The 23,061-nt window shown below is 37.2% G+C and carries 19 protein-coding genes and 1 pseudogene; 18 read left to right on the top strand and 2 right to left on the bottom strand.

Going from position 1 to position 23,061, the window contains the following annotated elements:
- Positions 1-1,026 precede the first annotated feature (1,026 nt).
- From ACSR9O_RS25965 to spoVK, 9 genes are all read left to right on the top strand, one after another.
- Complete coding sequence (locus ACSR9O_RS25965) at positions 1,027-1,482, top strand: SMI1/KNR4 family protein (protein ID WP_101226038.1); 456 nt, start codon at positions 1,027-1,029, stop codon at positions 1,480-1,482.
- 72 nt (positions 1,483-1,554) lie between these two features.
- Positions 1,555-2,262, top strand: a complete 708-nt coding sequence (locus tag ACSR9O_RS25960; RefSeq protein WP_101226039.1) for a response regulator transcription factor — start codon at positions 1,555-1,557, stop codon at positions 2,260-2,262.
- A complete protein-coding gene (locus ACSR9O_RS25955; protein ID WP_491725329.1) occupies positions 2,259-3,320 on the top strand; it encodes a sensor histidine kinase in 1,062 nt (353 codons plus the stop codon). Before ACSR9O_RS25960 ends, ACSR9O_RS25955 begins: the two co-directional genes overlap by 4 nt.
- Before the next feature lie 98 nt (positions 3,321-3,418).
- Positions 3,419-4,195, top strand: a complete 777-nt coding sequence (locus tag ACSR9O_RS25950) for an ABC transporter ATP-binding protein (RefSeq protein ID WP_101226041.1) — start codon at positions 3,419-3,421, stop codon at positions 4,193-4,195.
- On the top strand, positions 4,173-6,113 hold the full coding sequence (locus ACSR9O_RS25945) for an FtsX-like permease family protein (protein ID WP_491725328.1): 1,941 nt from the start codon (positions 4,173-4,175) through the stop codon (positions 6,111-6,113). Before ACSR9O_RS25950 ends, ACSR9O_RS25945 begins: the two co-directional genes overlap by 23 nt.
- A gap of 551 nt (positions 6,114-6,664) precedes the next feature.
- Positions 6,665-7,987, top strand: coding sequence for a sensor histidine kinase (locus ACSR9O_RS25940; RefSeq protein WP_491725327.1), 1,323 nt, complete (start codon positions 6,665-6,667; stop codon positions 7,985-7,987).
- A gap of 366 nt (positions 7,988-8,353) precedes the next feature.
- Positions 8,354-9,274 (top strand): tRNA (adenosine(37)-N6)-dimethylallyltransferase MiaA, encoded by a 921-nt coding sequence (gene miaA, locus ACSR9O_RS25935; protein WP_491725513.1) that lies wholly within the window; start codon positions 8,354-8,356, stop codon positions 9,272-9,274.
- 3 nt (positions 9,275-9,277) lie between these two features.
- Positions 9,278-9,511, top strand: a complete 234-nt coding sequence (gene hfq, locus ACSR9O_RS25930; RefSeq protein ID WP_034313436.1) for an RNA chaperone Hfq — start codon at positions 9,278-9,280, stop codon at positions 9,509-9,511.
- A gap of 365 nt (positions 9,512-9,876) precedes the next feature.
- Complete coding sequence (spoVK, locus tag ACSR9O_RS25925; protein ID WP_101226045.1) at positions 9,877-10,833, top strand: stage V sporulation protein K; 957 nt, start codon at positions 9,877-9,879, stop codon at positions 10,831-10,833.
- 37 nt (positions 10,834-10,870) lie between these two features.
- Here spoVK and ACSR9O_RS25920 read toward each other — a convergent pair whose 3' ends face one another.
- On the bottom strand, positions 10,871-11,479 hold the full coding sequence (locus ACSR9O_RS25920) for a trimeric intracellular cation channel family protein (RefSeq protein WP_101226046.1): 609 nt from the start codon (positions 11,477-11,479) through the stop codon (positions 10,871-10,873).
- A gap of 168 nt (positions 11,480-11,647) precedes the next feature.
- On the opposite strand from ACSR9O_RS25920, the gene hflX reads away from it, so the two are divergent.
- The 4 genes from hflX to glnA all read left to right on the top strand — a co-directional run bounded on the left by hflX (position 11,648) and on the right by glnA (position 16,154).
- The gene (hflX, locus tag ACSR9O_RS25915) at positions 11,648-12,898 is read left to right on the top strand and encodes a GTPase HflX (RefSeq protein WP_101226047.1); all 1,251 of its coding nucleotides are present in this window, start codon (positions 11,648-11,650) and stop codon (positions 12,896-12,898) included.
- 15 nt (positions 12,899-12,913) lie between these two features.
- A complete protein-coding gene (locus ACSR9O_RS25910) occupies positions 12,914-14,182 on the top strand; it encodes a methionine gamma-lyase family protein (RefSeq protein ID WP_491725326.1) in 1,269 nt (422 codons plus the stop codon).
- Between the two features lie 197 nt (positions 14,183-14,379).
- The gene (locus ACSR9O_RS25905; protein ID WP_101226049.1) at positions 14,380-14,784 is read left to right on the top strand and encodes a MerR family transcriptional regulator; all 405 of its coding nucleotides are present in this window, start codon (positions 14,380-14,382) and stop codon (positions 14,782-14,784) included.
- 35 nt (positions 14,785-14,819) lie between these two features.
- Complete coding sequence (gene glnA, locus ACSR9O_RS25900; RefSeq protein WP_034313424.1) at positions 14,820-16,154, top strand: type I glutamate--ammonia ligase; 1,335 nt, start codon at positions 14,820-14,822, stop codon at positions 16,152-16,154.
- A 116-nt stretch (positions 16,155-16,270) separates the two neighbouring features.
- On the opposite strand, the pseudogene ACSR9O_RS25895 reads toward glnA, so the two are convergent.
- Positions 16,271-17,405: pseudogene (locus tag ACSR9O_RS25895) on the bottom strand (site-specific integrase).
- Positions 17,406-17,425: 20 nt separating this feature from the next.
- Here ACSR9O_RS25895 and ACSR9O_RS25890 point away from each other — a divergent pair.
- The 5 genes from ACSR9O_RS25890 (at position 17,426) to ACSR9O_RS25870 (ending at position 22,814) form a co-directional block, all read left to right on the top strand.
- Positions 17,426-17,818, top strand: coding sequence for a histidine phosphatase family protein (locus tag ACSR9O_RS25890; RefSeq protein WP_491725512.1), 393 nt, complete (start codon positions 17,426-17,428; stop codon positions 17,816-17,818).
- 152 nt (positions 17,819-17,970) lie between these two features.
- Positions 17,971-18,159 (top strand): hypothetical protein, encoded by a 189-nt coding sequence (locus tag ACSR9O_RS25885; RefSeq protein ID WP_230178248.1) that lies wholly within the window; start codon positions 17,971-17,973, stop codon positions 18,157-18,159.
- Between the two features lie 1,033 nt (positions 18,160-19,192).
- On the top strand, positions 19,193-19,600 hold the full coding sequence (locus ACSR9O_RS25880) for a GNAT family N-acetyltransferase (protein WP_491725325.1): 408 nt from the start codon (positions 19,193-19,195) through the stop codon (positions 19,598-19,600).
- Positions 19,601-20,125: 525 nt separating this feature from the next.
- On the top strand, positions 20,126-20,830 hold the full coding sequence (locus ACSR9O_RS25875; protein WP_230178253.1) for a hypothetical protein: 705 nt from the start codon (positions 20,126-20,128) through the stop codon (positions 20,828-20,830).
- 187 nt (positions 20,831-21,017) lie between these two features.
- A complete protein-coding gene (locus tag ACSR9O_RS25870) occupies positions 21,018-22,814 on the top strand; it encodes a M3 family oligoendopeptidase (protein ID WP_101226116.1) in 1,797 nt (598 codons plus the stop codon).
- Positions 22,815-23,061 lie beyond the last annotated feature (247 nt).

The following is a 23,061-nucleotide window of genomic DNA, read 5'->3' as shown; positions in this document are numbered from 1 at the left end:
AAGCTGATCTAGGATATCCAATTGTTCTTGGTTTGCAGAAATATTAAGTGTTTCATGTTCAGGTTTTGTGACTACATCTACCATATCTAATTCCCCTTTAAACTTATTTATTTTGATTTATGTGTTTTCCGCCGATACTACTAATCATACGACTCTAATCTCTTAATTTCAAATATTTCTTTTGTGATACGAATATAATTTTAATAGATATAAATAAGAGTTATTAGGTGGGTTTGAAGATTTATCTTAATATTCCGAGAAAATATTAAGATTATTCTGATGATAATACCTTTTTTCTCATTCCTTATAATATAGAACACTATAATGTCTATAATTTTTGAATATGCCATGCTTGAATGAGACCCAAGAATATTTTATCTGATTTTGGGTAAATAATATTATCGGAATTGGAGATGATGCCTTTGGTAGAACGCAGGATGTTAAAGATCCGTGGTGAGAATATTGAAATATCCTCTAGGTACAATGAAAAATATAGTAAATGGAATTGTACAGCTAAAATTCCCAATAGTTCCATCATTGCTTATTGTCGTGATAAGAATAAGATACGTGCTGAGACAGTTTCTATGAGCAGGTTATTAATTACTTATGATGACTATAAAATTATCTGAGTTGTAAAAGGCGCCAACCTTGGAGAGGAAGTGGGCGCCTTTTTTATAGAATAATATTTTTATCTGCGATATCGAGAATATATCTTCGAAAATGGAGATATATCATCGAAAACTCCTGATTTATCTACGAATTATACGATTTATCGACATAAATAAGCTAACTTTTTATGAAAAGAAACGAAATTGTCAAAAAAAATATCAGAAAATACTGAAAAGAATAGTAAAATTATGTTAATATATTTAAAAAAAGTATTATTTTCTAATAAAAATGAATAATCTATTTTTAAAGGATCTCCATAAATGGAGTGTAGGAGCTGGCCATTTTATAAGCAGCGATTAGCAAGTGAAATAGCCTTATAGAATAAAATTATCAATTAAATGAAATGGAGTCGATACAATGGTTAATATTACCGGATATGGCAAAGCAACACAAGAAGCAGTGAATAATTTTCAGGAATTTGTGGGTTTTGAAATCCCTGCAGATTATCAACAATTTCTCCTTAAGCATAATGGCGGAACAACAGCGGTCCAAAACTGTAAGTTTTATGTAGATGGATTAGACACACTCGTTTGCTTAAATGTACTTTATGGATTAGAACTTCAAGATAAAGAACTGAATTTACAAAAATGGCATGAAGAAAACAGAGATGACTTACATAAGAATTGCATTATAATAGGTAATGATACATGTGCAGGTAAAATCTTGCTGATAAATAACGAAGAGGAAAAGGGAGTTTACTTCTGGGATCAGGGTTGGTATTCGGATCCATCAAGCCAGGATGAAAATATTTATAAAGTTGCATCGAGTTTTAAATCCTTCATTGAGGGATTGAAAATCCCGGAAGAAATCTAATTTTATTGTAATCCCCTTGATTGGCTCATACCATTCAAGGTTTTTTATTGTCATGTTAATGAGGAGAAAAAGATGTATAAAATATTATTGGTTGAAGACGATTCCAAAATAGCTGGTATCTTGGTCAATTACTTAAAAAGGTATGGGTATGAGGTTTTTGAAGTGAAGCAACTGGACCAAGTCTTTGCGGAGTTCCAAGAGATGAAGCCGGATTTAGTTTTATTGGATATTAATCTGCCCTATTATGATGGTTTCCATTGGTGCCGGCTAATAAGGACGGTTTCAAAGATTCCCATCATTTTCATCTCTGCAAGGACAGATGAAATGAACCAAGTCATGGCCATTGAATATGGGGGAGATGATTATTTAACGAAACCGTTTCATTTGGAAGTGGTACTGGCGAAAATAAAGAGTGTCCTACGTAGGGTTTACGGTGAATATGCGGAAATATCTTCATTCCACCAACAAAAAAAGGAAATAGATGGATTAACGCTTTATACGGAAAAAGCGATGATCGAATACCAAGACAATCAGGTAACGTTAACCCAAAATGAGTTGAAATTATTGAGTTGTTTACTACGACAGTATGACACCATTGTCTCGCGTGAAGATTTGCTTGAAGCATTATGGAATGATGATTCATTTGTAGATGACAATACATTGACCGTCAATGTTACAAGGGTTAGGAAAAAACTTGAGGATATCGGCGTCAAGCATGCCATAACAACCAGCAGGGGAAAAGGATATCGGCTAAAAGTAATGCAAGGTGAAGAAAAGTGAATCTAAAATCCTTTTTCAAAGACCGTCTTTATTTTATATTTTATACCGTTCTATTGGTAAGCCTGCTTATTATTGCTTATGCACTAGCCGTTCTGGAAGCGGGGAATCACATATCGGTTTCAAATATCATCTATTTAATTATTCTGGCGTTGTTTATGCTGCTTTTATTTTTAGCGGGCGATTATATAAGGCATTACCGTTTTCTTAGTCAATTAACAAGGATGAAGCAAGAACCGAGCTTATCATTTGAGTATGTCGAAGCCTTTAGGGACCCCCTGTCAAATGAACAAAAGTTGTGTATGGATCTTTTTCAACAAATGAACCAGGTAACAATTGGGCAATTACAAGAACAAATCAAACAGAAGGAGCAATATGAACTGTTGATTCATCAATGGGTTCATCAAATGAAGACTCCTGTTTCAGTCATTTCCTTACTGGTTCAAGAAGGCAACAGGACATTTTCGGATGAGCCGATGAAGGCTTATCTAAAAGAGATAGAAGAAGAAAATGATCGATTTCGCAGAGGGCTGGAAATTATATTGCATGGAGCAAGGCTTCAGCGTTTTTCGGAGGATGTAAAATCGGAGCGGGTTGACTTAATTAATTTAGTCAAGCAAGTGATTAACGAGGAAAAGAAACAGTTCATCAAACGGTTCATTTATCCCAGGCTTGAAACGGAGCTTGAGAATGTATATGTGCATTCGGATCGTAAGTGGCTCCACTTCGCCATTAGTCAGGTGGTCTTTAATGCGCTGAAGTATTCAAGGCAGGAAAAGCATGACAGCATAACGTTCAACATTGTTGAAAAAGAGTCTGAGATATTCCTAAGGATAACAGATCAGGGAATTGGAATTGTCCCGCATGATGTAAAGAGAGTGTTTGATCCATTTTTTACTGGAGAGAACGGGCGAGTCCAACAAGAGTCAACTGGAATGGGACTATATCTAGTGAAGCAAATCGTAAACAGACTTGGGCATGGCGTTACGGTTCAATCGACTGTATCCGAAGGGACTACAGTGGAATTTTTCTTTAAGACAAATACCTTACATGAAAGGTGACAGAATTGTAAGGGTGTTAAACGAATATGTAATAAACTTCGATGGGAGCCTCCCTCTTTATTCATTATACTTACGGTAAGAAAGGGAGGTATTTTCGGATGTCAATTTTAAAAGCGGAACAATTATCCAAAACTTATTTTCAAAAGCAGGGGAATTTATTTCATAAAGCACTACATAATTTCACCATGAATGTACAGAAAGGGGAATTTGTCGGCGTGATGGGTCCATCAGGCAGCGGGAAAACCACTTTGCTTAACTTAATGGCCACGATTGATAAGCCCACAACAGGTAAAGTCATTCTAAATGATCAAAATCCTAATGAATTAAAAAATCAGGACCTTGCATTATTTCGCAGGAGGGAAATTGGATTTGTTTTTCAGGACTTCAACCTTCTTGATACACTTACCGTTCGTGAAAATATCCTCCTTCCTTTAGCGTTAGATCATTATAAACTGCAGGAAATGGAAAATAGGGTAAATCAGTTGGCGAACCTTCTTGGTATTGAAGGAATTTTAGAAAAGCGGACTTTTGAAATTTCCGGAGGTCAGCAGCAACGAACGGCTTGTGCAAGAGCGATGATTCATGAGCCTTCCATTATTTTAGCGGATGAACCTACTGGTAATTTGGATTCCAAATCTGCCAAGCAGGTAATGGATACCCTCACTACTCTTCAGGAGAAAAAGGGGGCAACCATCCTCATGGTCACTCATGACCCGACCGCCGCCAGCTTCTGTGACCGGATTCTATTCATAAAGGATGGTAAGTTCTTTTCGGAGGTTCACAGCGGAGGGGAAAGACAGAGCTTCCATCAAAGGATTTTAGATACGTTAAGCGTTTTGGGAGGAGTCTATCATGAACATCCGACTTCTCGCTAAGAGAAATATCCAAGGAAATGCCCAACGTTATCTAGCTTATTTTTTCAGTATTGTCCTTTCGGTCTCAATCTTTTTTATTTACGCATCATTTATCTTTCATCCAGATGTGGTCCATGCGAATATCCCTGGGGGCCAGTTAATTAGTAAAGGACTCATTGCAGCTGAGATAGTGATCATCATATTTTCAGTTTTCTTTATCGCTTATTCGAATGCCGCATTTATACAGCCGCGAAAAAAAGAGTTTGGGCTGCTGACACTGCTTGGAATGTCCAAATCCCAATTAAGAAAACTGATTTACCTCGAGCAAACGATGGTTTCCCTCATATCTATCCTTATAGGAGTGGGGGTGGGGTTTTTGTTCTCAAAGTTATTTTTAATGGCAGTTTCTTGGTTATTGGCTGTAGAGCAACCAATATCCTTTGTCTTTGTCCCTGAGGCCTTTGTTTATACGATTGTCGGTTTCATCTTGCTATTTCAGCTATTATCGCTTCTTTCATTATTCCAGATTGGAAATGCGGAGGTAGTCGATTTATTAAAAGATAAACAAAAACCAAAAAAGGCGCCCCTCGTTTCAAAGTGGTTAATTGCAATATCAGCCGTTTGCTTAAGCATTTCTTATTACTTGGCAGCCACGATGTCGTTGAACAATTCTTATATTCGAGTGTTGCCCATTTTATTATTCGTACTGATCGGCACCTATTTTTTATTCAGCCAAAGCATTGTCGCTCTATGCAGCAGGCTTTATCGGAAGAAGAAAAGCTTATATGGTGGAACGAATTTAATTACGCAAACAAACCTGATATTTAATATTAAGGATTATTCCAGGTTATTCTTTTTGACCTCGATCATTACAGCTGTGATTTTGACAGCTGCAGGAACACTTTTCATGTTCAGTGCAGATTTAAAAAAGCAAGGGATCGATAACATTCCGCAATCAATTGGCTGGGTTGAAAATGACGCTTCCATTTATTCCGTTATTGAACCATCCGCAGTGGAGAAAACATTAAAGGAAGATGGATTCAAGATCCTTTACGAAGTTAATATGACAGGTGTGCCCATTTCCCACATGTTACCCCATATGAGAACGGGAGAATCCAATGAAAATTGGTCATTATTAATCTCGGAAAGTGATTATAACAATGCGGCTGCATTGCGAAAAATTGATCCAGCAAAGCTATCTGGAAAAGAAGCGTTATACATTTTTCCTTATGGAGGACTCGACTATCAATTTGTTCAAAAGGGTGAACAAAAGGAGCTTCAATATGGTAAACAAACCATACAGGTAACAATGATTGGTCAGCGCAATCAATCGATAGTCGCTCCAATAAAATCAGCAACGACCCTGATGGTGGTCGATGATCAGCTGTATCATGAAATCACTGCTGATGTGCCTTTAAAAGATAAGGTAAGAGTACGAGGGTATGAAGTTAAAGACTGGGAAGAATCAATGGAAACAGCTGCTAAAATCGAAAAAATGTCTAATAATCCTGACCATAATCAATTGCAAACAAGAGCTCCGATTTATCAAGAAATGAAACAGGGAAGCATTTTGATACTTTTTATCGGCTTGTTTGTCAGTTTATTATTCTTTATCGTCCAAGGAAGCATGATGTATCTGCGTGTTTTTACGAATTTAGAAGATAAAAAAATCCAAATTCACGCCCTTCATCGGTTGGGCCTGACAAAAAAAGAAATACGGCAAATTTTAAGTGCGGAAATACGCATTCTATTTTTCGCTCCTTTTCTGATAGGAATGCTTCATGCCATAGTCGCTTACGTGGCATTAAGCAATTTATTGGGATCCAATTTGTTTGTCTATTCGGCCATGGTCATTGCAACGTATTTTCTTTTTCAACTGCTCTATTATCTAGTAACCAAAAAGATGTATGAGCGGGCAGTCATCAATTCGATTAAATAAAAAGCTATCAAATGTAAATGGAATCAGAGGGATCAGGCTCTGATTCCATTTTTTTATTCAGGAGATTTTCTCATTGAAATTGCGTTTTCATTAGTGAAAAATTAGTTAATATGTACTATTGAAAGAGGATTGATTCGCTATTCTGCACAAATTATATGAATTATGGTGTGATTTTACAGGTGAATCCTCCAGATTCTTGTAATATTTTCATATAAAGGGTAAAATTATTTATTTGAAGCGAAAGCTTCGAACACCACATCATTAATTTTTAACATTTTCACATACAAAATTATACTGATATAATTATTTATATGGAAATAAAGTGATTTATTAGAAAATATTAATAGTTAAAGTGTTGTAGATTAAAGTATAAAAAGTTAGATGATCAAAAAATGGTAGGTGAACTGTTAATTACTTGATTAATTATAGTATTATATGCCTGTAATTATAGAGAATATTAGTTTTTTCTCTATTTCTTTGTCACTTTATATAGTAAACTCAGAATAGGTTCGTTAACTTTTAGCTGCTAGAGATGAGGTAAGTTTAATCCTATGAAAAATAAAAAGTTAAGGGCATTTCTTTATTTGACCATTCTTTTATTGATTGTTTTCATTCTTCTAAATATGTTTTCAACATATTTAAGCATTAAAAATTCTGTGCAAAAATCCGTTGCTAATCAAAACTTGGTAGCTGCTAGATCTATTGCCGACTCGATGGATATAGAGGCCTATCAGCGTTTTCTTAATAACCAAGTAAAGAGCCGGGAATATAAGGATATAAAAGCTTACTTAGAGGATGCCCGTGAAAAAATAGGAGCATTATATGTTTATACCATTTTGATTGATAATCCGAGAGTATCCAAGTGCATGATTACTGGATTTTCTAAAGATCATAAAGGGGATTTTCCTATCGGTGGTGCATGTACTGTTCCGCCGGAGCAGGTCAAACAGGGGTATGAAGGCAAAAGCTTCATTACCGGAATTCTAGAAGATCCGGAATATGGTGAGTATTTGACTGTGGGAGTGCCAATGAAAAATCAAGATGGGGACATTATTGGTTTTTTGGGCATTGATGTGAGCGCAGAAGATATTAATGCTATTAACGGCAAGGTATTGAAAAGCAGCATTGCCATTCTTGTTTATAATGGTGGATTTGTTATCATGCTGCTGGTTACCTTTTTTGTCATTCAAAAATGGTATCAAAAGGAACTGACACGTGAAGTGGGGGATACGGAAGATACGTATCAATCGGAATTTCAATCGCTCATTGCTTCAGTCCGCTCATTAAGGCATGATTTTTCCAATCATATACAGGTGATACATGGACTGCTTAAATTAGAGGAAAACGCAAAAGCACTCGAATACTTAACAGGTCTTTCAAAAGAAGTGCATTCGATTGAATCGATGAAATTGGATGTGAGTCATCCGGGCTTATCTGTCTTGTTAGAGACGAAAAGGCTCTCGGCCCAGAATTATAACATCGATATTGAAATCGATGTTTCACCCGAATCCTTCAATCGGGTCAAAACAACCGATTTGATAAAATTATTATCAAATGTCATCGACAATGCTATTGAGGCAACAATTGAATTGCCAGAGCAAGAACGCCGAATGAATATTGCATGCAAAGCTGATGATGAAAAGTATACGTTTATGGTAACGAACTCCGGACCAATGATTTCGGAATTAGATTTGGAGAAAATATTCGCCAGCGGATTTTCAACCAAAAAGGCACAAAAGGGCAAAGTTCGCGGACAAGGATTATTCATCGTTAAAGACTTAGTGAACAGATATGATGGAGAGATTCATGTACAATCTTCGGAAAAAGAAACGGCCGTTACGATGATCATACCCGTAAATGGAAAATTGGGCTAAATTGAAAATTGATAAAAAGACATGATTCCTCAAATACAGAAGGAATCATGCCTTTTTTATGATTCTATTATCGGAATTAGAATCCCTTGCTATCAGGAGAAGGGGATTCATTTTCCCCAAGTGCCGCAAATGGAGCTATGCGCTTCAAGTGCATTTTCGGTATTTTACACTCTGACTATCTAAGAGTTATAAAGATGAAAAGTTGAATAAAAGTACCTGAATTGGACATAATGGGTAGATGTTTAGCTGCTTTCTTCGAGATTATGATAAGATAGGGAAAAAATCAATTAAGGCAGTGAGATTGTGAAACAACAAAAAGGAAAACTTCTCGTGATCATTGGACCGACTGCTGTTGGGAAGACAAAGATGAGCATTGAGATGGCAAAGTTATTTAATGGTGAAATTATTAGCGGAGACTCCATGCAGGTTTATAAAGGGATGGATATTGGGACTGCAAAAATCAAGAGGGAAGAAACAGAAGGAATTCCTCATTATTTACTTGATATTAAAGACCCGGATGAACCATTTAGTGCGGCAGAGTTCCAAGAGCGAGCTAATGCTTGTATTGAGGATATCCAAAGCAGAGGTAAACTCCCCATTATCGTCGGTGGAACAGGATTATACATACAATCGGTCATTTATGATTATCAATTTTCGGAGGCGCCATCCGACCCTGTTTATAGGGAGGGACTCGAAAAACAGGTAAGGGAGTCAGGGATTGATCCCGTTTTTGAACAATTACGCAGCGTTGACCCGGAAAGCGCGAATCGGATCCATCCCAATAATGTAAGAAGGGTGATCAGGGCACTTGAGATTTTTCATTGTACCGGTAAAACGATGAGTGAACAGCTGAATGAACAGCCTACAGAATTGAAATATGATACGTGCATCATTGGGTTGACAATGGAACGTGAAAAGTTATATCAACGCATCGGTCAACGTGTTGATGTCATGGTGGAAGAAGGGCTGATTCAAGAAGTTGAGTCATTTCATGAAAAAGGTTTGAGGGATTGTCAATCGATCCAGGCTATAGGCTATAAAGAAATCTATGATTATTTTGATGGAATGGCTTCATTGGATGAAGCGGTTGAGACATTGAAGCAAAACTCCCGTCGTTATGCAAAAAGGCAATTGACCTGGTTTCGGAATAAAATGGATGTAAATTGGTTTGATATGACCGATCTCGAGGGTTTTCCAAAAAAAATACATGAAATATCTGGATTTATAGCAGGAAAGCTTTTCAGTGAAGGCGAATACATAAATTTAGAGAGAAAAGAGGAGGACTAGTTCATGAAACAATCAGTAAATATTCAAGATCAGTTTCTTAATCAATTACGGAAAGATGGTACGTATGTGACGGTATTTTTATTAAACGGGTTCCAGATTAGAGGACAAGTGAAAGGGTTCGATAATTTTACCGTTTTATTTGAGTCCGAGGGCAAACAGCAATTAGTTTATAAACATGCGATTTCTACATTTGCTCCACAACGTAATGTTCAGATTGATTACGAAGTGAAGGAATAATCATATATATGTATGTAAAAAACAGGTTTAGCTTATAGCGACCTGTTTTTTTTTTTTGCATGCAATTCGCTGTTCTTTTTCAAAGAATCGATAATTTTACGTACCTGTTTTGAATATATATTAAGGGACGGATTATTTTCCGGGAAACCGCAGGAAATGACATTCCCCCATATAAATTGGTGGATGGGAATGGAGATTGTCGTAACATATCCTCAAAGGAAAGAATTCTGTCAAAATAAGTCGCTTTTCAGGAAGGGAATACGGCTTAAAAAATCGAATTTTCCGATGGGTTAGTTGTAACCATCATAAATCGAATGAAAATTTGTGGAATTAGAGTAAGGGTCCAAGATGGAGAGGTGAATGCATTGGAACAACCGATCCGTATGAAAAATAACGGGCAAATCAATATTGTGTTTAATGCGGAAAACAGAAAAGCGCTACAAAAGGAACTGCCGATAAAAGAAATTTTGGTGCAGGAAATCCCCCAACAGCATGTGGCATTGAAAGAGATTGAAGATGAGCTGAAATCGCTGGTCGGGATGGAAGAAATGAAAAAGATGATAAAAGAGATATATGCCTGGATTTACATCAATAAACAACGTGAGGCAAAAGGGCTGAAGACTGGCAGGCAAGCACTGCATATGATGTTTAAAGGAAATCCTGGAACTGGGAAAACGACAGTTGCGCGTTTAATCGGTAAGTTGTTTCAAAAAATGAATGTACTATCGAAAGGGCATTTAATTGAAGCGGAGAGGGCAGATTTGGTCGGGGAATACATTGGTCATACTGCCCAAAAAACAAGGGATTTAATTAAAAAGGCCATTGGCGGAATCTTATTTATTGATGAAGCCTATTCCTTGGGGAGAGGCGGCGAAAAGGATTTTGGCAAAGAAGCCATAGATACCCTTGTCAAGCATATGGAGGATCGGCAGCACGAATTCATTTTGATCCTTGCTGGATATTCGAGGGAAATGGATTATTTCCTCAGTCTTAATCCCGGACTTCATTCCAGATTCCCGCTTGTTATTGATTTTCCGGATTATACAATTGAACAATTAATGGAAATAGCCGATCGGATGCTTCAGGAAAAAGAATATCTAATGAATCGGGATGCGGAAAGGAAATTAAAAGAACATTTAATCATATTGCGTTCATTTCGGGGACCTATTTCATTTTCTAACGGACGTTATATCCGCAATGTACTTGAAAAGTCAATTAGGGCCCAGGCAATGCGGCTTTTATTGGAGGATACATTTGAAAAATCCGATTTACTGACGCTAACCAGCCAAGATTTGGTTTTCGAGGATGATGAAAAAGAATGACATGGAAAAGCCCACCAAGATGGCGGGCTTTTCAAATTTATGTTTTAGGCACCCATTTTTTATTAGGAAGATGCCAATTGTTGGTGTAAGAAAGGACGCGCAATATCGTGATGACGGCAAAGAGCGAATAAAGCTGCCATGACTGGGATAATACACCACTGCCTAAAGCCAAGCCTGCAATGATGGCCCATACTGCGTAGATTTCTTTTCTGAAGACCAATGGCTTTCTTCCGGCCAGTACGTCACGGAGTATCCCGCCGCCGCATCCGGTTAATGCAGCTGATACAATGACGGCGCTTATTGGATGATTAAGTTCCACGGCATACATCGCCCCTTGGATTGCAAAGGCTGAAAGGCCAATGGCATCACTGAAGTTTCCCCATCTATCCCAGTGCTTTGAAAGGTTTGTAGGAAAAACGAAAACGATGGTGATGGATACTAAAGCGATGACAAAATAGAAACTTTGATCCCATAATGCTGAAACGGGGACACCGATCAGCAGATTGCGGATTGCCCCTCCGCCAAAGGCAGTAATTATTCCTAAAATATAAACTCCTAAAATATCATACTCTTCTTCCATGGCGATGATGGTCCCGCTAATAGCGAATGCAATCGTACCTATGAAACTTAATACTTCCCATGTCATATGAATGTCCCTCTATGTCTTTTTGATTTTGATGGTAAAGCCAAATTTGATTTTAGCATGTTATCGGAATTTTTAAAACGGCTAAAAGCTACGTTTTCAGGAAATTTTTATATATTCAATTTTTTTGTTATGATTAACTGAAATCTACCCGAAGGTGGTGCATGTGATTTGGAAGAAGCAATAAAGGAAACGGCCGTTTTGGTTGGGTGTCAAACAACTGAGACTATTGAACGTTTTGAATATTCACTTGATGAACTGGCTTCATTGGCGAAGACGGCGAATGGTGAGGTATTAATGACCATCACCCAGAAAAGGGAAAGCGTCGATCCGGCTACATATATAGGAAAAGGAAAAGTGGAGGAACTTCGGAATCTGGAAGAGGAGCTTGAGCCGGATTTATTTATCTTTAATGATGAACTTTCCCCTAGCCAGATTCGGAACCTTTCGAAACAATTGGAGGCAAGGATCATTGACCGGACACAGCTAATATTGGATATATTCGCTCAGCGGGCGAGATCCAGGGAAGGGAAGCTGCAGGTCGAACTTGCTCAGCTCCAATATTTATTGCCGCGTTTGGTCGGACAGGGGACGGCAATGTCCAGGCTGGGCGGCGGAATCGGCACCAGGGGACCAGGTGAAACGAAGCTGGAAAGCGACCGCCGCCACATTCGTGGGAAAATAGATGAAATCAAGCAACAATTAAGTGGCATAGTGAAGCATCGCGAACGCTATCGTGACAGAAGGAAGCGTAATAAGACCTTTCAAATAGCCCTTGTGGGATACACGAATGCAGGTAAATCAACACTGTTCAACCGTTTGACGGAGGCGGATTCTTACGAAGAGAACCAGTTATTCGCTACACTTGATCCCATGACACGAAAGGCGATACTTCCTAGCGGATTTACCGTGCTGCTGACGGATACGGTTGGCTTCATTCAAGATTTGCCGACGTCTTTAATAGCCGCATTCCGCTCGACCCTGGAAGAAGTGAAAGAAGCGGATCTATTGCTCCATGTGGTGGATTCGTCAAGTACAGATTACTTTAATCATCAGAAAACGGTGCAGGATTTGCTAAATGACTTAGATGTCCCTTCCATTCCACAGCTAACGTTGTATAATAAGAAAGATAAGGTTCACGCTGATTTTGTCAGGTCAGCCAGTCGTGCTTCATTAATGATAAGTGCCTATGAACAATCGGATCTGAATGAAATCATGGAAGAAATTGAAAAGTACGTGATTGAAGAAATGATCCCGTATCATGTTTTCCTGCCATCGAGTGAGGGTAAACTATTATCACAGCTGAAAAATGAAACCATATTGCGCACTCTCTCCTTTAATGAAGAATCGGAAAGATATGAATGCAAAGGTTTTTGTCTAGCTGATCATCCAATAACCGGGCAGCTGGAGAAATATTCATAATAAAGGGGAATTTTGATGTATCAGCAGTTAACAAATGGAGAAGTGTTGAAAAACATTGCCCAGGAAGTGGAAGCAATGATTTCTCCATTACATAAGCAAGTGGACGAACGAATTGAAGAAAATCAATTTCGTGTATTACAAAGTTATCAAGCACATAAAGTGAGTGATTCCCATTTCATCCCGACTACAGGGTATGGATACGATGATATGGGCCGCGATACGCTCGAATTGATATATGCAGATGTTTTTGGTGCGGAAGCTGGATTGGTGCGCCCCCAAATTATATCAGGCACACACGCCATCTCCACTGCTCTTTTCGGCATATTGCGCCCAGGAGATGAATTGTTATACATAACTGGAAAGCCGTATGATACTTTGGAAGAAATCGTCGGTATCCGGGGAACGGGTATCGGATCTTTACGTGATTTTCAGATCAGCTATAAGGCCGTTCCATTAGCGGAAACTGGAACCGTTGATTTCGAAGCCGTCATACAAGCCATTCAACCAAACACGAAGATGGTCGGTATACAACGGTCAAAAGGGTATGCTACACGTCCGTCCTTTACGATCGATGAAATAAAGGAAATGATTTCCTTTATCAAAGACATTAACCCGGAAATCGTCGTGTTCGTGGATAATTGTTATGGAGAGTTTGTTGAGACACAAGAACCATGTCATGTCGGAGCGGATTTAATGGCTGGTTCACTCATTAAAAATCCGGGCGGCGGGATAGTGAAAACCGGTGGATACATTGTTGGTAAAAAGGACCTGGTTGAAGCTTGCTCTTATCGGTTAACATCACCTGGAATAGGGGCTGAAGCAGGTGCGTCGCTTTATAGTCTGCAGGAAATGTACCAAGGATTCTTCCTTGCACCGCATGTCGTGGGACAAGCTGTTAAGGGAGCCATGTTCACAGCTGCCTTTTTAGAAAAGCTCGGTATGAATACATCCCCAAAATGGGATGCGAAGCGAACTGACTTGATTCAATCCGTCCAATTCGATGACCGGGATAAGATGGTTGCCTTCTGTCAGGCCATCCAATATGCATCACCAATCAATTCACATGTGACACCATATCCTGCCTATATGCCGGGATATGAGGACGATGTAATCATGGCTGCAGGCACCTTTATACAGGGGGCCAGCATTGAACTGACGGCAGATGGTCCGACAAGGGCTCCATATGTTGCCTACGTTCAAGGCGGATTGACATACGCCCATGTTAAAATAGCTGTATTGACTGCTGTGAATGCGCTAATGGACAAAAAACTGATTCAATTGTAAATGAATTTAAATTAAGTATGTAATGGGAATCCAGATACAATTGGATTCCAGTAAAAACAATAGTCAAAATATTTGTGTAGTAACAAATCGTTTAATTTTTCTGAAAAAATTCACGTTATAAAATGTAACATCATATTGACAAGTTTAATAACATGATATAAGATTACTTTAAGATAAACAAAAGGAGGATGCTAAGAATGAGCGGCAACAACATTCGGCGTTCGATGCCTCTTTTTTCCATCGGAATCGTCATGCAGTTAACTGAGTTGTCTGCACGCCAAATTCGGTATTACGAAGAGCATCAACTTATTACTCCTATGAGAACAGATGGAAATCGTCGGGTTTTTTCATTAAATGATATAGATCGGCTGCTTGAGATTAAAGATTTAATCGAACAAGGAGTCAATCTGGCCGGCATTAAAAAGATTTTCACTGTAAAGGAACAGAATTTACCTAAAACTCAAGAATTAGAACAAGCGGAAAAAATAAGGCATGACCTTAGTGACGAGGAGCTTCGCAAGCTTCTGCGTTCCGAGCTTTTACAAGGAAGCAAGCATCGAACATCTCTTAGACAAGGGGATATGTCCCGTTTTTTCCAATAAAAATATGATTTATGAATTATTAGGGGGAATAGAAATTGGCAAAGTTCACACGTGAAGACATCACTCGTTTAGCGAAAGAAGAAAATGTTAAGTACATCCGTTTACAGTTTACTGACATTTTAGGGACAATTAAAAACGTTGAAATCCCAGTCAGTCAATTAGAAAAAGCACTTGATAATAAAATGATGTTTGACGGATCTTCCATTGAAGGCTTCGTTCGTATCGAAGAGTCTGATATGTACCTATATCCTGATTTAAACACATGGGTTATCTTCCCTTGGACTTCCGAAAAAGGTAAAGTGGCACGTTTGATCTGTGATATTTACAATACGGATGGAACACCTTTTGATGGAGATCCACGTGCTAACCTAAAACGTGTTCTTGCAGAAGCAAGAGAAATGGGCTTCACAGATTTCAATCTTGGACCTGAACCTGAATTCTTCCTATTTAAACTGGATGCAGCAGGCGAGCCGACGCTGGAATTGAACGATAAAGGCGGATACTTTGACCTTGCACCTACTGACCTAGGAGAAAACTGCCGTCGTGATATCGTTCTTGAGCTTGAAGAAATGGGATTTGAAATCGAAGCATCCCACCATGAAGTAGCTCCAGGACAACATGAAATTGACTTTAAATATGCAGATGCAATCTCAGCTTGTGATAACATCCAAACATTTAAATTGGTTGTTAAGACGATTGCCCGCAAACATGGTTTACACGCGACATTCATGCCAAAACCATTGTTCGGTGTTAACGGATCTGGTATGCACTGTAACGTTTCTTTATTCAAAGGCAACGAAAACGCATTTTATGATAAAGAAGGTAAATTGGAATTAAGCAAAACAGCTGAGCAATTTATCGCAGGTATCATTAAGCATGCTCCAAGCTTCACTGCGGTAACAAACCCAACTGTTAACTCATACAAACGTCTAGTTCCTGGTTACGAAGCTCCTTGTTATGTTGCATGGTCCGCTAAAAACCGTAGCCCATTAATCCGTATCCCAGCATCACGCGGAGTGAGTACTCGCGTAGAGGTACGTAGTGTCGATCCAGCAGCAAACCCATATTTGGCACTTGCAGTTCTACTAAAAGCTGGTCTTGACGGTATCAAGAACGACTTGACTCCCCCAGCTCCAGTTGACCGCAACATCTATGTTATGAATAAAGAAGAACGTGAAGAAGTAGGTATCGTTGATCTACCAGCTACTTTATATGCTGCATTGGAAACATTAAAATCTGATGAAGTCATCAAAGAAGCATTAGGTGAACATTTACTTGAACACTTCGTTGAAGCAAAAGAAATCGAGTGGGATATGTTCCGTACTCAAGTTCACCCATGGGAACGCGAACAATATATGTCAATGTATTAATATCTCAAACCCTTGGCACCTCTGGTGTCAGGGGTTTTTTTATTTGGTGGGCAAATCTAAGTTATTTAAATGTGGATATTTGCCCACCATTTGCCCACCAAATTCAGCAAAAAAATTTAATCGATTAGTCCCTTGGTGTATTCCTCAAACTTGTCTAAGTTTTTCTTTTCGAGTTTTTTGCTTATATGTGCGTATACATCAGAAGTTATCGCAACTCTGCCATGACCTAATCTTTTCTGAACATATTTCATATCTGCTCCAGCTTCTAGCTGGAGCACTGCATGTGTATGACGGAGGGAATGGATGGGAAGAGAAGGCAACTCAGCCCTTTTTAAGATACGACTGAATGCGTTAAATAAGGTAGACTTTGGCATGAAGCTGCCATCATCCCTGCAAAGAACTAGATTTAGATCATGGTGATATAAATCATTCAAGGCTAGTTTATGATGGTTTTGATGCCGTAGGTGATGTTGAAGTACTTGAGTGAGTGTCTGGCTAATGGAAATAACCCGCTTGGAGTTAAATGTTTTTGGATCACCGAACAGTTCTTGTTTGTATTTAGCTGTAAAATCTAGAGTTTTTGTAATAGAAATGGTCTGTTCTTTAAAATCAATATCGGTCCATTGCAATGCAGCAGCTTCGCCTTTTCGCATTCCTGTTTCGATAAGTAGACGGAAAAATATCCAATGATTGTAGCCATATTGATGTGCGGTAAGTAGGAAGAGGGGGATCTGATGGCTTTCCAAATATTTAATTCCTTTTTCTTTTGGTTTCCCTTTGATAGTCACTCCTATACAAGGGTTTTCTGTATTTTTCCTATTGTAACGGCTTTACTCATAGCGTTTGACATCGTACTGTGAATAATCTCTACCGTTCTACGACTATAACCCGCTACATGTATGTTATTTAGAAACTTTTGATACATAACAGGCTTAATATCGCTTAATAATATATTCTTAAAATGCGGAAGGATATGGTTACGGATATTTAACTCATGAAGTTCAAAGGTGTTTTTACGAACTGACCCTTTCTTATATTCATGAAGCCGTTTAGAAAGGTTTTTGGTAGGATAGGTTTCTGTTCTAGCCCTTCATCTAAATGTATCTCCATTTCTCTTGCAGCCAATTGGGCTTCGGCTTCTTTCTTGGTTTTAAATCCACCCTTCATTTTCTCCTTTTTGGATTGAGTGAAGGGGTCTTTGTATTTTATTCGATATTCCCAGTTATCTCCACGTTTTCTGAAACTGGCCATAATTCTCTCCTCCAATATAAATACCATTAAGTGAGAAAACAAATATTAAAATAGAGATTGATGAACGCCTCTCAGAACGGACACTAAGCACAACGGACTTACCTGATTGGTATGAAAAACTAAAAGCAACATTTAATGATATGGAATTAAAATTTGAAGGAGGAGAGTCAAGTCAAGAAGCAATGAATCGAATCGTAAATGTTGTAGAAGAAGTCTTCAAAAGTGGGACTGAAAACACAGTAATCGTCAGTCATGGAAATATAATATCCTTACTTTTAAAGAATTATAATTGTGACTTTGATTTCGAGTGTTGGAAAAACCTTAGTAATCCTGACGTTTTTCAAATAAACTGTATTAATAATGAAGTGATCTTGGAACGTATATGGGATGAAGATAAAGTAGTAAAAATCTAATTAAATACAATATTTTATAGAAATAACGGGTGCGTTTTAGCTGAAGATCAGAGCTGTCTTAAGGCAGCTTTTTCTTAGCAACTATTGGGGCAGATTTGTGAAAGAATGATTGTTAAACAGTGTTTACGGAATTTTTTATAAGAGGTGATTTTATGGATACTTCAAGCTATATATTTTCAGCAATTTATTGGGTCGGAATTATTATATGGTCGCTTAAAAATAAGGAAAAGGCTAAGAAGGAATTACTTCAAATAAAAAATATTTGGAAGACAGGAGTAATAGTATTTTTACTTGTTTTTTCTCCATTTTTAGTTGTGGCTCTTATGGTATTTATACAGTAATTTGTTGTAACTTATTAATCTAACAGGTGATTCTTCATTTTGGAATCGTTTAAAAGAGAGGAAATTAATTAATTTAGGTGGGATTAATAGAGTGGACAAAGACTTTTTTGGGTCTATATTTGTAACTATATTTGGTATTATCGCAACCTGGACTGGTTTGATTTATATGACTCGTTATCGGTTTGATAATAGAAAATTTTTTGAACACATCAAATATATAACGCCCTTACCTTTAACATTTAATTATTGGTTTCTTAAAGCTTTATTTATTTTCGGAGGATTAATGTGTGTTGTTTTGGGTCTATACGGATTTATTTAAGATATTCTTAATGAACTAACGGGTGCGTTAGCTGAAGTTCAGAGCTGTCTTTAAGGTAGCTCTTTTCTTATGGCACTAAAGGGGCAGTTTAGTTTAATAAGACCTTTAGAATCAAACTATTAGTTCATTACCTGATCCTCCTATTCAAAAAACATTTCCCTAATCTATATACTAGATTTTCCCTAAAAAGGTTTCATTGAAAACGTTTGAATCTCCTTTCCTTCTGGTGTCATAATACATGCAGTAATATTGTCCTTATGAACATCCATACCACACGCTCTTTCAATGACTACTTCCATTGAAAACATCCTTTCTACGGTTCTCAATATAATTGGAGGCTGGTGCAAAAAACAGAATAGGATTAATCTACCATGTGTGCTTCCCGTAAGGGAGCGACAGTCAGTGGTGCACCTTGGTCGTTGGAGTCAGACTAACGGATGGGCTCTAACGCACCATAGTTCATCGACCTTCCTCTCCCAGCCGTAGAATCAGTATTGACCGTTCTGGACCATTTTCATTCTCTGTGGTGAAGCGCTGATTTTTACGCTTCATGGATGGCTAACGGGTGCTTTACTTCCATTAGAGAGTTGTCTTAGCAGTTCTTTTTCTTATGGAGCTAAAGGGGCAGGTTTGCGGAAGAAAATATGTGAAAATCATACAAATTATGTGTTGAGAATAAGCTGTAAAGATACAAAAATCCAGGGAGGTGCTCATATGGAAAAACCTATACATTATACAATAGAACCCCCTGAAAATTTCAAGCAATTACTAACCTTATATGAATCTTTAGGATGGAATTCACTTAAATTAACAGTTAATGATTTGAATCAAATGTGCACTCAAAGTTGGTATGCAATTTATGCTTTTGATGAACAACAGTTAGTGGGTATGGGACGTGTTATTTCAGATGGTGTGATTACTGGAGTGGTATGTGGAGTGTGTGTACTACCGAGCTACCAGTCCAAAGGAGTCGGCAAAGAAATGTTGAATCGAATAATTGAACATTGTGAGCAAAATCGAGTAATTCCTCAACTTATGTGTGTAGAAAGTTTGGAATCATATTATGAAACTTTTGGATTTGAGAAGTTTACCATTGGTATGACAAAGAATATAAATCGATAAGTTTAATTGTTGTCTAATTAAAGGGTGCTTTACTTCATTAAGGGAGGTTGCTGCGGCAGCCTTTTTCTTATGGAACTATTAACTATCGGTGCATTTAGTTGAAGAAGAATAAAAAAATGATAAACAGTGAAGATGGGGTAATATGGAGTATTAATGTATAATTTGATTGAAATTAGAAAGGGTGAGGATTTTGAAAAAATCACATATCCTTAATATCTTAGCAGGACTTATAATCATTGGAGTACAGGTTTATCATATCGCGAATGGGGGAGATCCTTTATTCCCTGTTATTATGATAGGTTTATTTGTAGTTTCATATATTATGGAAAGAAAGGGTGTCAGCTCCTTTTACTGGGCAGGACTAACCATCTTATTGTTGTTGTTCTCCTTATGGACTATGCTTCCGCGATTGTTATTTGGACCTTAAAACAAAGAAAAACCCGGTTGTTTGTGAAGAATTGTACTTAAAGTAAAGGGTGCAAGAGTTGAAGAAGTGGTTACGTATGCTATTGGGAGGAAAAATATATGGATTTAGATATTGTAAAAGCCAATTTAAAGGATAAATATTATGAATATAGAGAAAAAGGATATGATTGTAAAGAAGCATATAATAAAATCTTAACCAGTATAAATCATTGGATTAATGAATTGTCCATTTCATTAATAAGAAAGGAAAATTCTATGACTTTAGATCAAATAAAAAAACTTTCATCTATAGTTTATGAGAATGTCGGTGAATGGGTAGGAGCTCCAAAAGTTATTTATAGCGACACTTTACCAGCAGTTGTTTATGATTATCCTAAGGAAAACGGTAATAATCCATTAAACATTGAATGTAATGATAAATATTTTATTAGTGCAAATGGCTTCTCTTATTCATATTCACAATATCTTACGGACTCTGAACTTGTTAGGGATAAAGAGGTACATAGGAAAATTCCAATGGGCTATAAAGCTATATCTTTGTATGAGAAAATGGTATTCATTAAGAATGGACAGATTATAAAAAGCTTTGAGGAAATCCCAGAACAAGCCGAAGGAGACCATTATACAATCATTACCACATCGGAATATCTTGGTCAACGTGGTTATCGAAACTCCCCAGATTTAAGTTTAGTTGATAAAACGGATTATTTAAAAATAAAACAGTTGGCCATTTCTTTGTCGGAAAAGGATAAAAAAGGAATTTATCTTGTTTGCAAAAATAACGACAACATTTATTGGCATTAAACTTATTTTTCTTATTCCACTAACAGGTGCGTTAGCTTAAGATCAGAGCTGTCTTTAAGGCAGCTTTTTCTTATGCAACTATCGGGGCAGGTTGGTTCATTAACACCCATAATATTACAGATTATGATATGATGAGAATATACGTTCGGTAAAGGGTTATAGTCTTAAATTTTTAGGGGGGAAACAAGTGAAGGAAAGAAAGTATCTGCAAGTATGGAGCTTGGATGAAGTGTTTCAGGATGGAAATCAATCATCTCAATTTCGTGAACATTTAAAACACTTGGAAATCAAAGTTTCTAAATTTGAAGAAAAATTGAAGTTTTTTCATACTCCAAAAGAATTAAATGAATCATTAAAAGTTGTAGAAATTGTTGAATTCATAATAGACATTCGAATGAACCTATCACAAGCCAATTCTTTTATAACCTGTCTTCTTGCACAAAACCCAAAGGATCAAAATGCTACAACACTAAGAGGAAAAACATCTTCTATAAATGCTCGTTTTGAGTCTGCTTTTAAAAAAGTACAAAAAGTACTTGTAAACACAAATCAACGTTTGTGGGAAGGGATACTAGATACTGAGGATTTAAATAACTATAAGTTCATACTTAATGAATGGCGTAAAAAGGCTGAGATGCATCTTTCAGATGAAGAAGAAAGTTTAGTTTCAGATCTGATGGTAGATGGTTATCATGCTTGGGGGCAGTTTTATAATTCACTTGTTAGTAGTATTAGAGTTAATGTTCAAATCGACGGAGAAAAAAATGAATTATCTGTTGGTCAAGCGATAAATTTACGTTCACACCCTGATGAAGAGGTTCGCAAAGAGTCTCATAGGGCTTTGGAAGATAAATGGAACGAGCAAGAAGAACTATTTGCCAAAATACTGAATCATATCGCAGGTTTCCGATTACAAGTGTACAAAAAACGAGGATTAGAAAATATACTAAAATTTCCTTTGATTGAAAATCGCATCAAAGAGGAAACACTAAATGCAATGTGGACAGCCATAAGTAAATACAAAAAACCTTTTACAAATTACCTAAATCAAAAAGCAAAAATGAATGGCGATGAAAAAATGCATTCGTATAACTTTTGGGCTCCTGTTACAAAAGGTAATCAAAAGATAAAATATGAAGATGCTGTGGAATTTATTTTGGAGCATTTTAGTCAATTTGGAACGGAATTAGAAAGTTTTTCTCGGCAGGCATTTGATAAAGGTTGGATAGAGGCTGAAGATCGTCCAAATAAATCGACTGTTGCGTTTTGTGCGGGGTTCCCACTTTCAGGAGAATCAAGAGTTTTTATGACATATGGTGGTACAATTACCAATGTTTTAACTTTAGCACATGAATTAGGTCATGCATTTCATAACCATGCGATGAAACCGGTTAATGGATTGAATAAACAATATCCATTGAGTATTGCAGAAACTGCGTCAACATTTTTCGAAATGATCATCTTAGATGCTGCAATGGAAAAAGCTGAATCCACTAAAGAAAAATTGTTTTTACTTGATGAAAAATTAAAACGTAGTGTGATGAATTTCATGAATATACATTCTAGGTTCTTGTTTGAAAAGAAATTTTACGAGGAACGTAAAGAGGGTATTGTTTCATCATCACGTTTAAATGAACTAATGCAAGAAGCAATAGATGAAGGGTATGAAGGTTCTCTTGATAATGCTTCTATCCATTCGTGGGTTTGGACATCACATTATTATATGACCAAATCTCCATTTTACAACTTCCCATATACATTCGGGTACTTATTTTCTTTAAGTATTTATGCAAAGGCAAAGGAAAAAGGAAAAGAATTTGAAAAAGATTATTTAGACTTGCTTCGTGATTCAGGAAGTATGTCAACAGAAGATTTAGTAATGAAGCATTTAGGGGAAGATATTACATCAGAAGCCTTTTGGGAAAAAGGAATTGAATTATGCGTTAAAGATGCCGAAGAATTTATTACCTTAACATCTTCTTAAGTTAATGGGTAAATAAATAAGGTTGCCTCAGCAACCTTGGATCAGAGCTGTCTTTAAGGCAGCTTTTTCTTATGGCACTATCGGGCAGGTTAGTTGCATAAGAACTGGTATAATTTAGAGAAAAGTAAAGGTTAGAGGTGAATTATGGCTTTCCTTATAATAGCAATCTTATTAATATTTTTATTTGACTTCACAAAAATGAGAAATCAAAATCAAACAATAATTAAACAGAATGATAGGATTATTT

The organism is Peribacillus sp. B65, assembly GCF_058513295.1.
The sequence above is the reverse complement of the archived record's forward strand: the minus strand, read 5'-3'. Positions and strand labels throughout refer to the sequence as shown.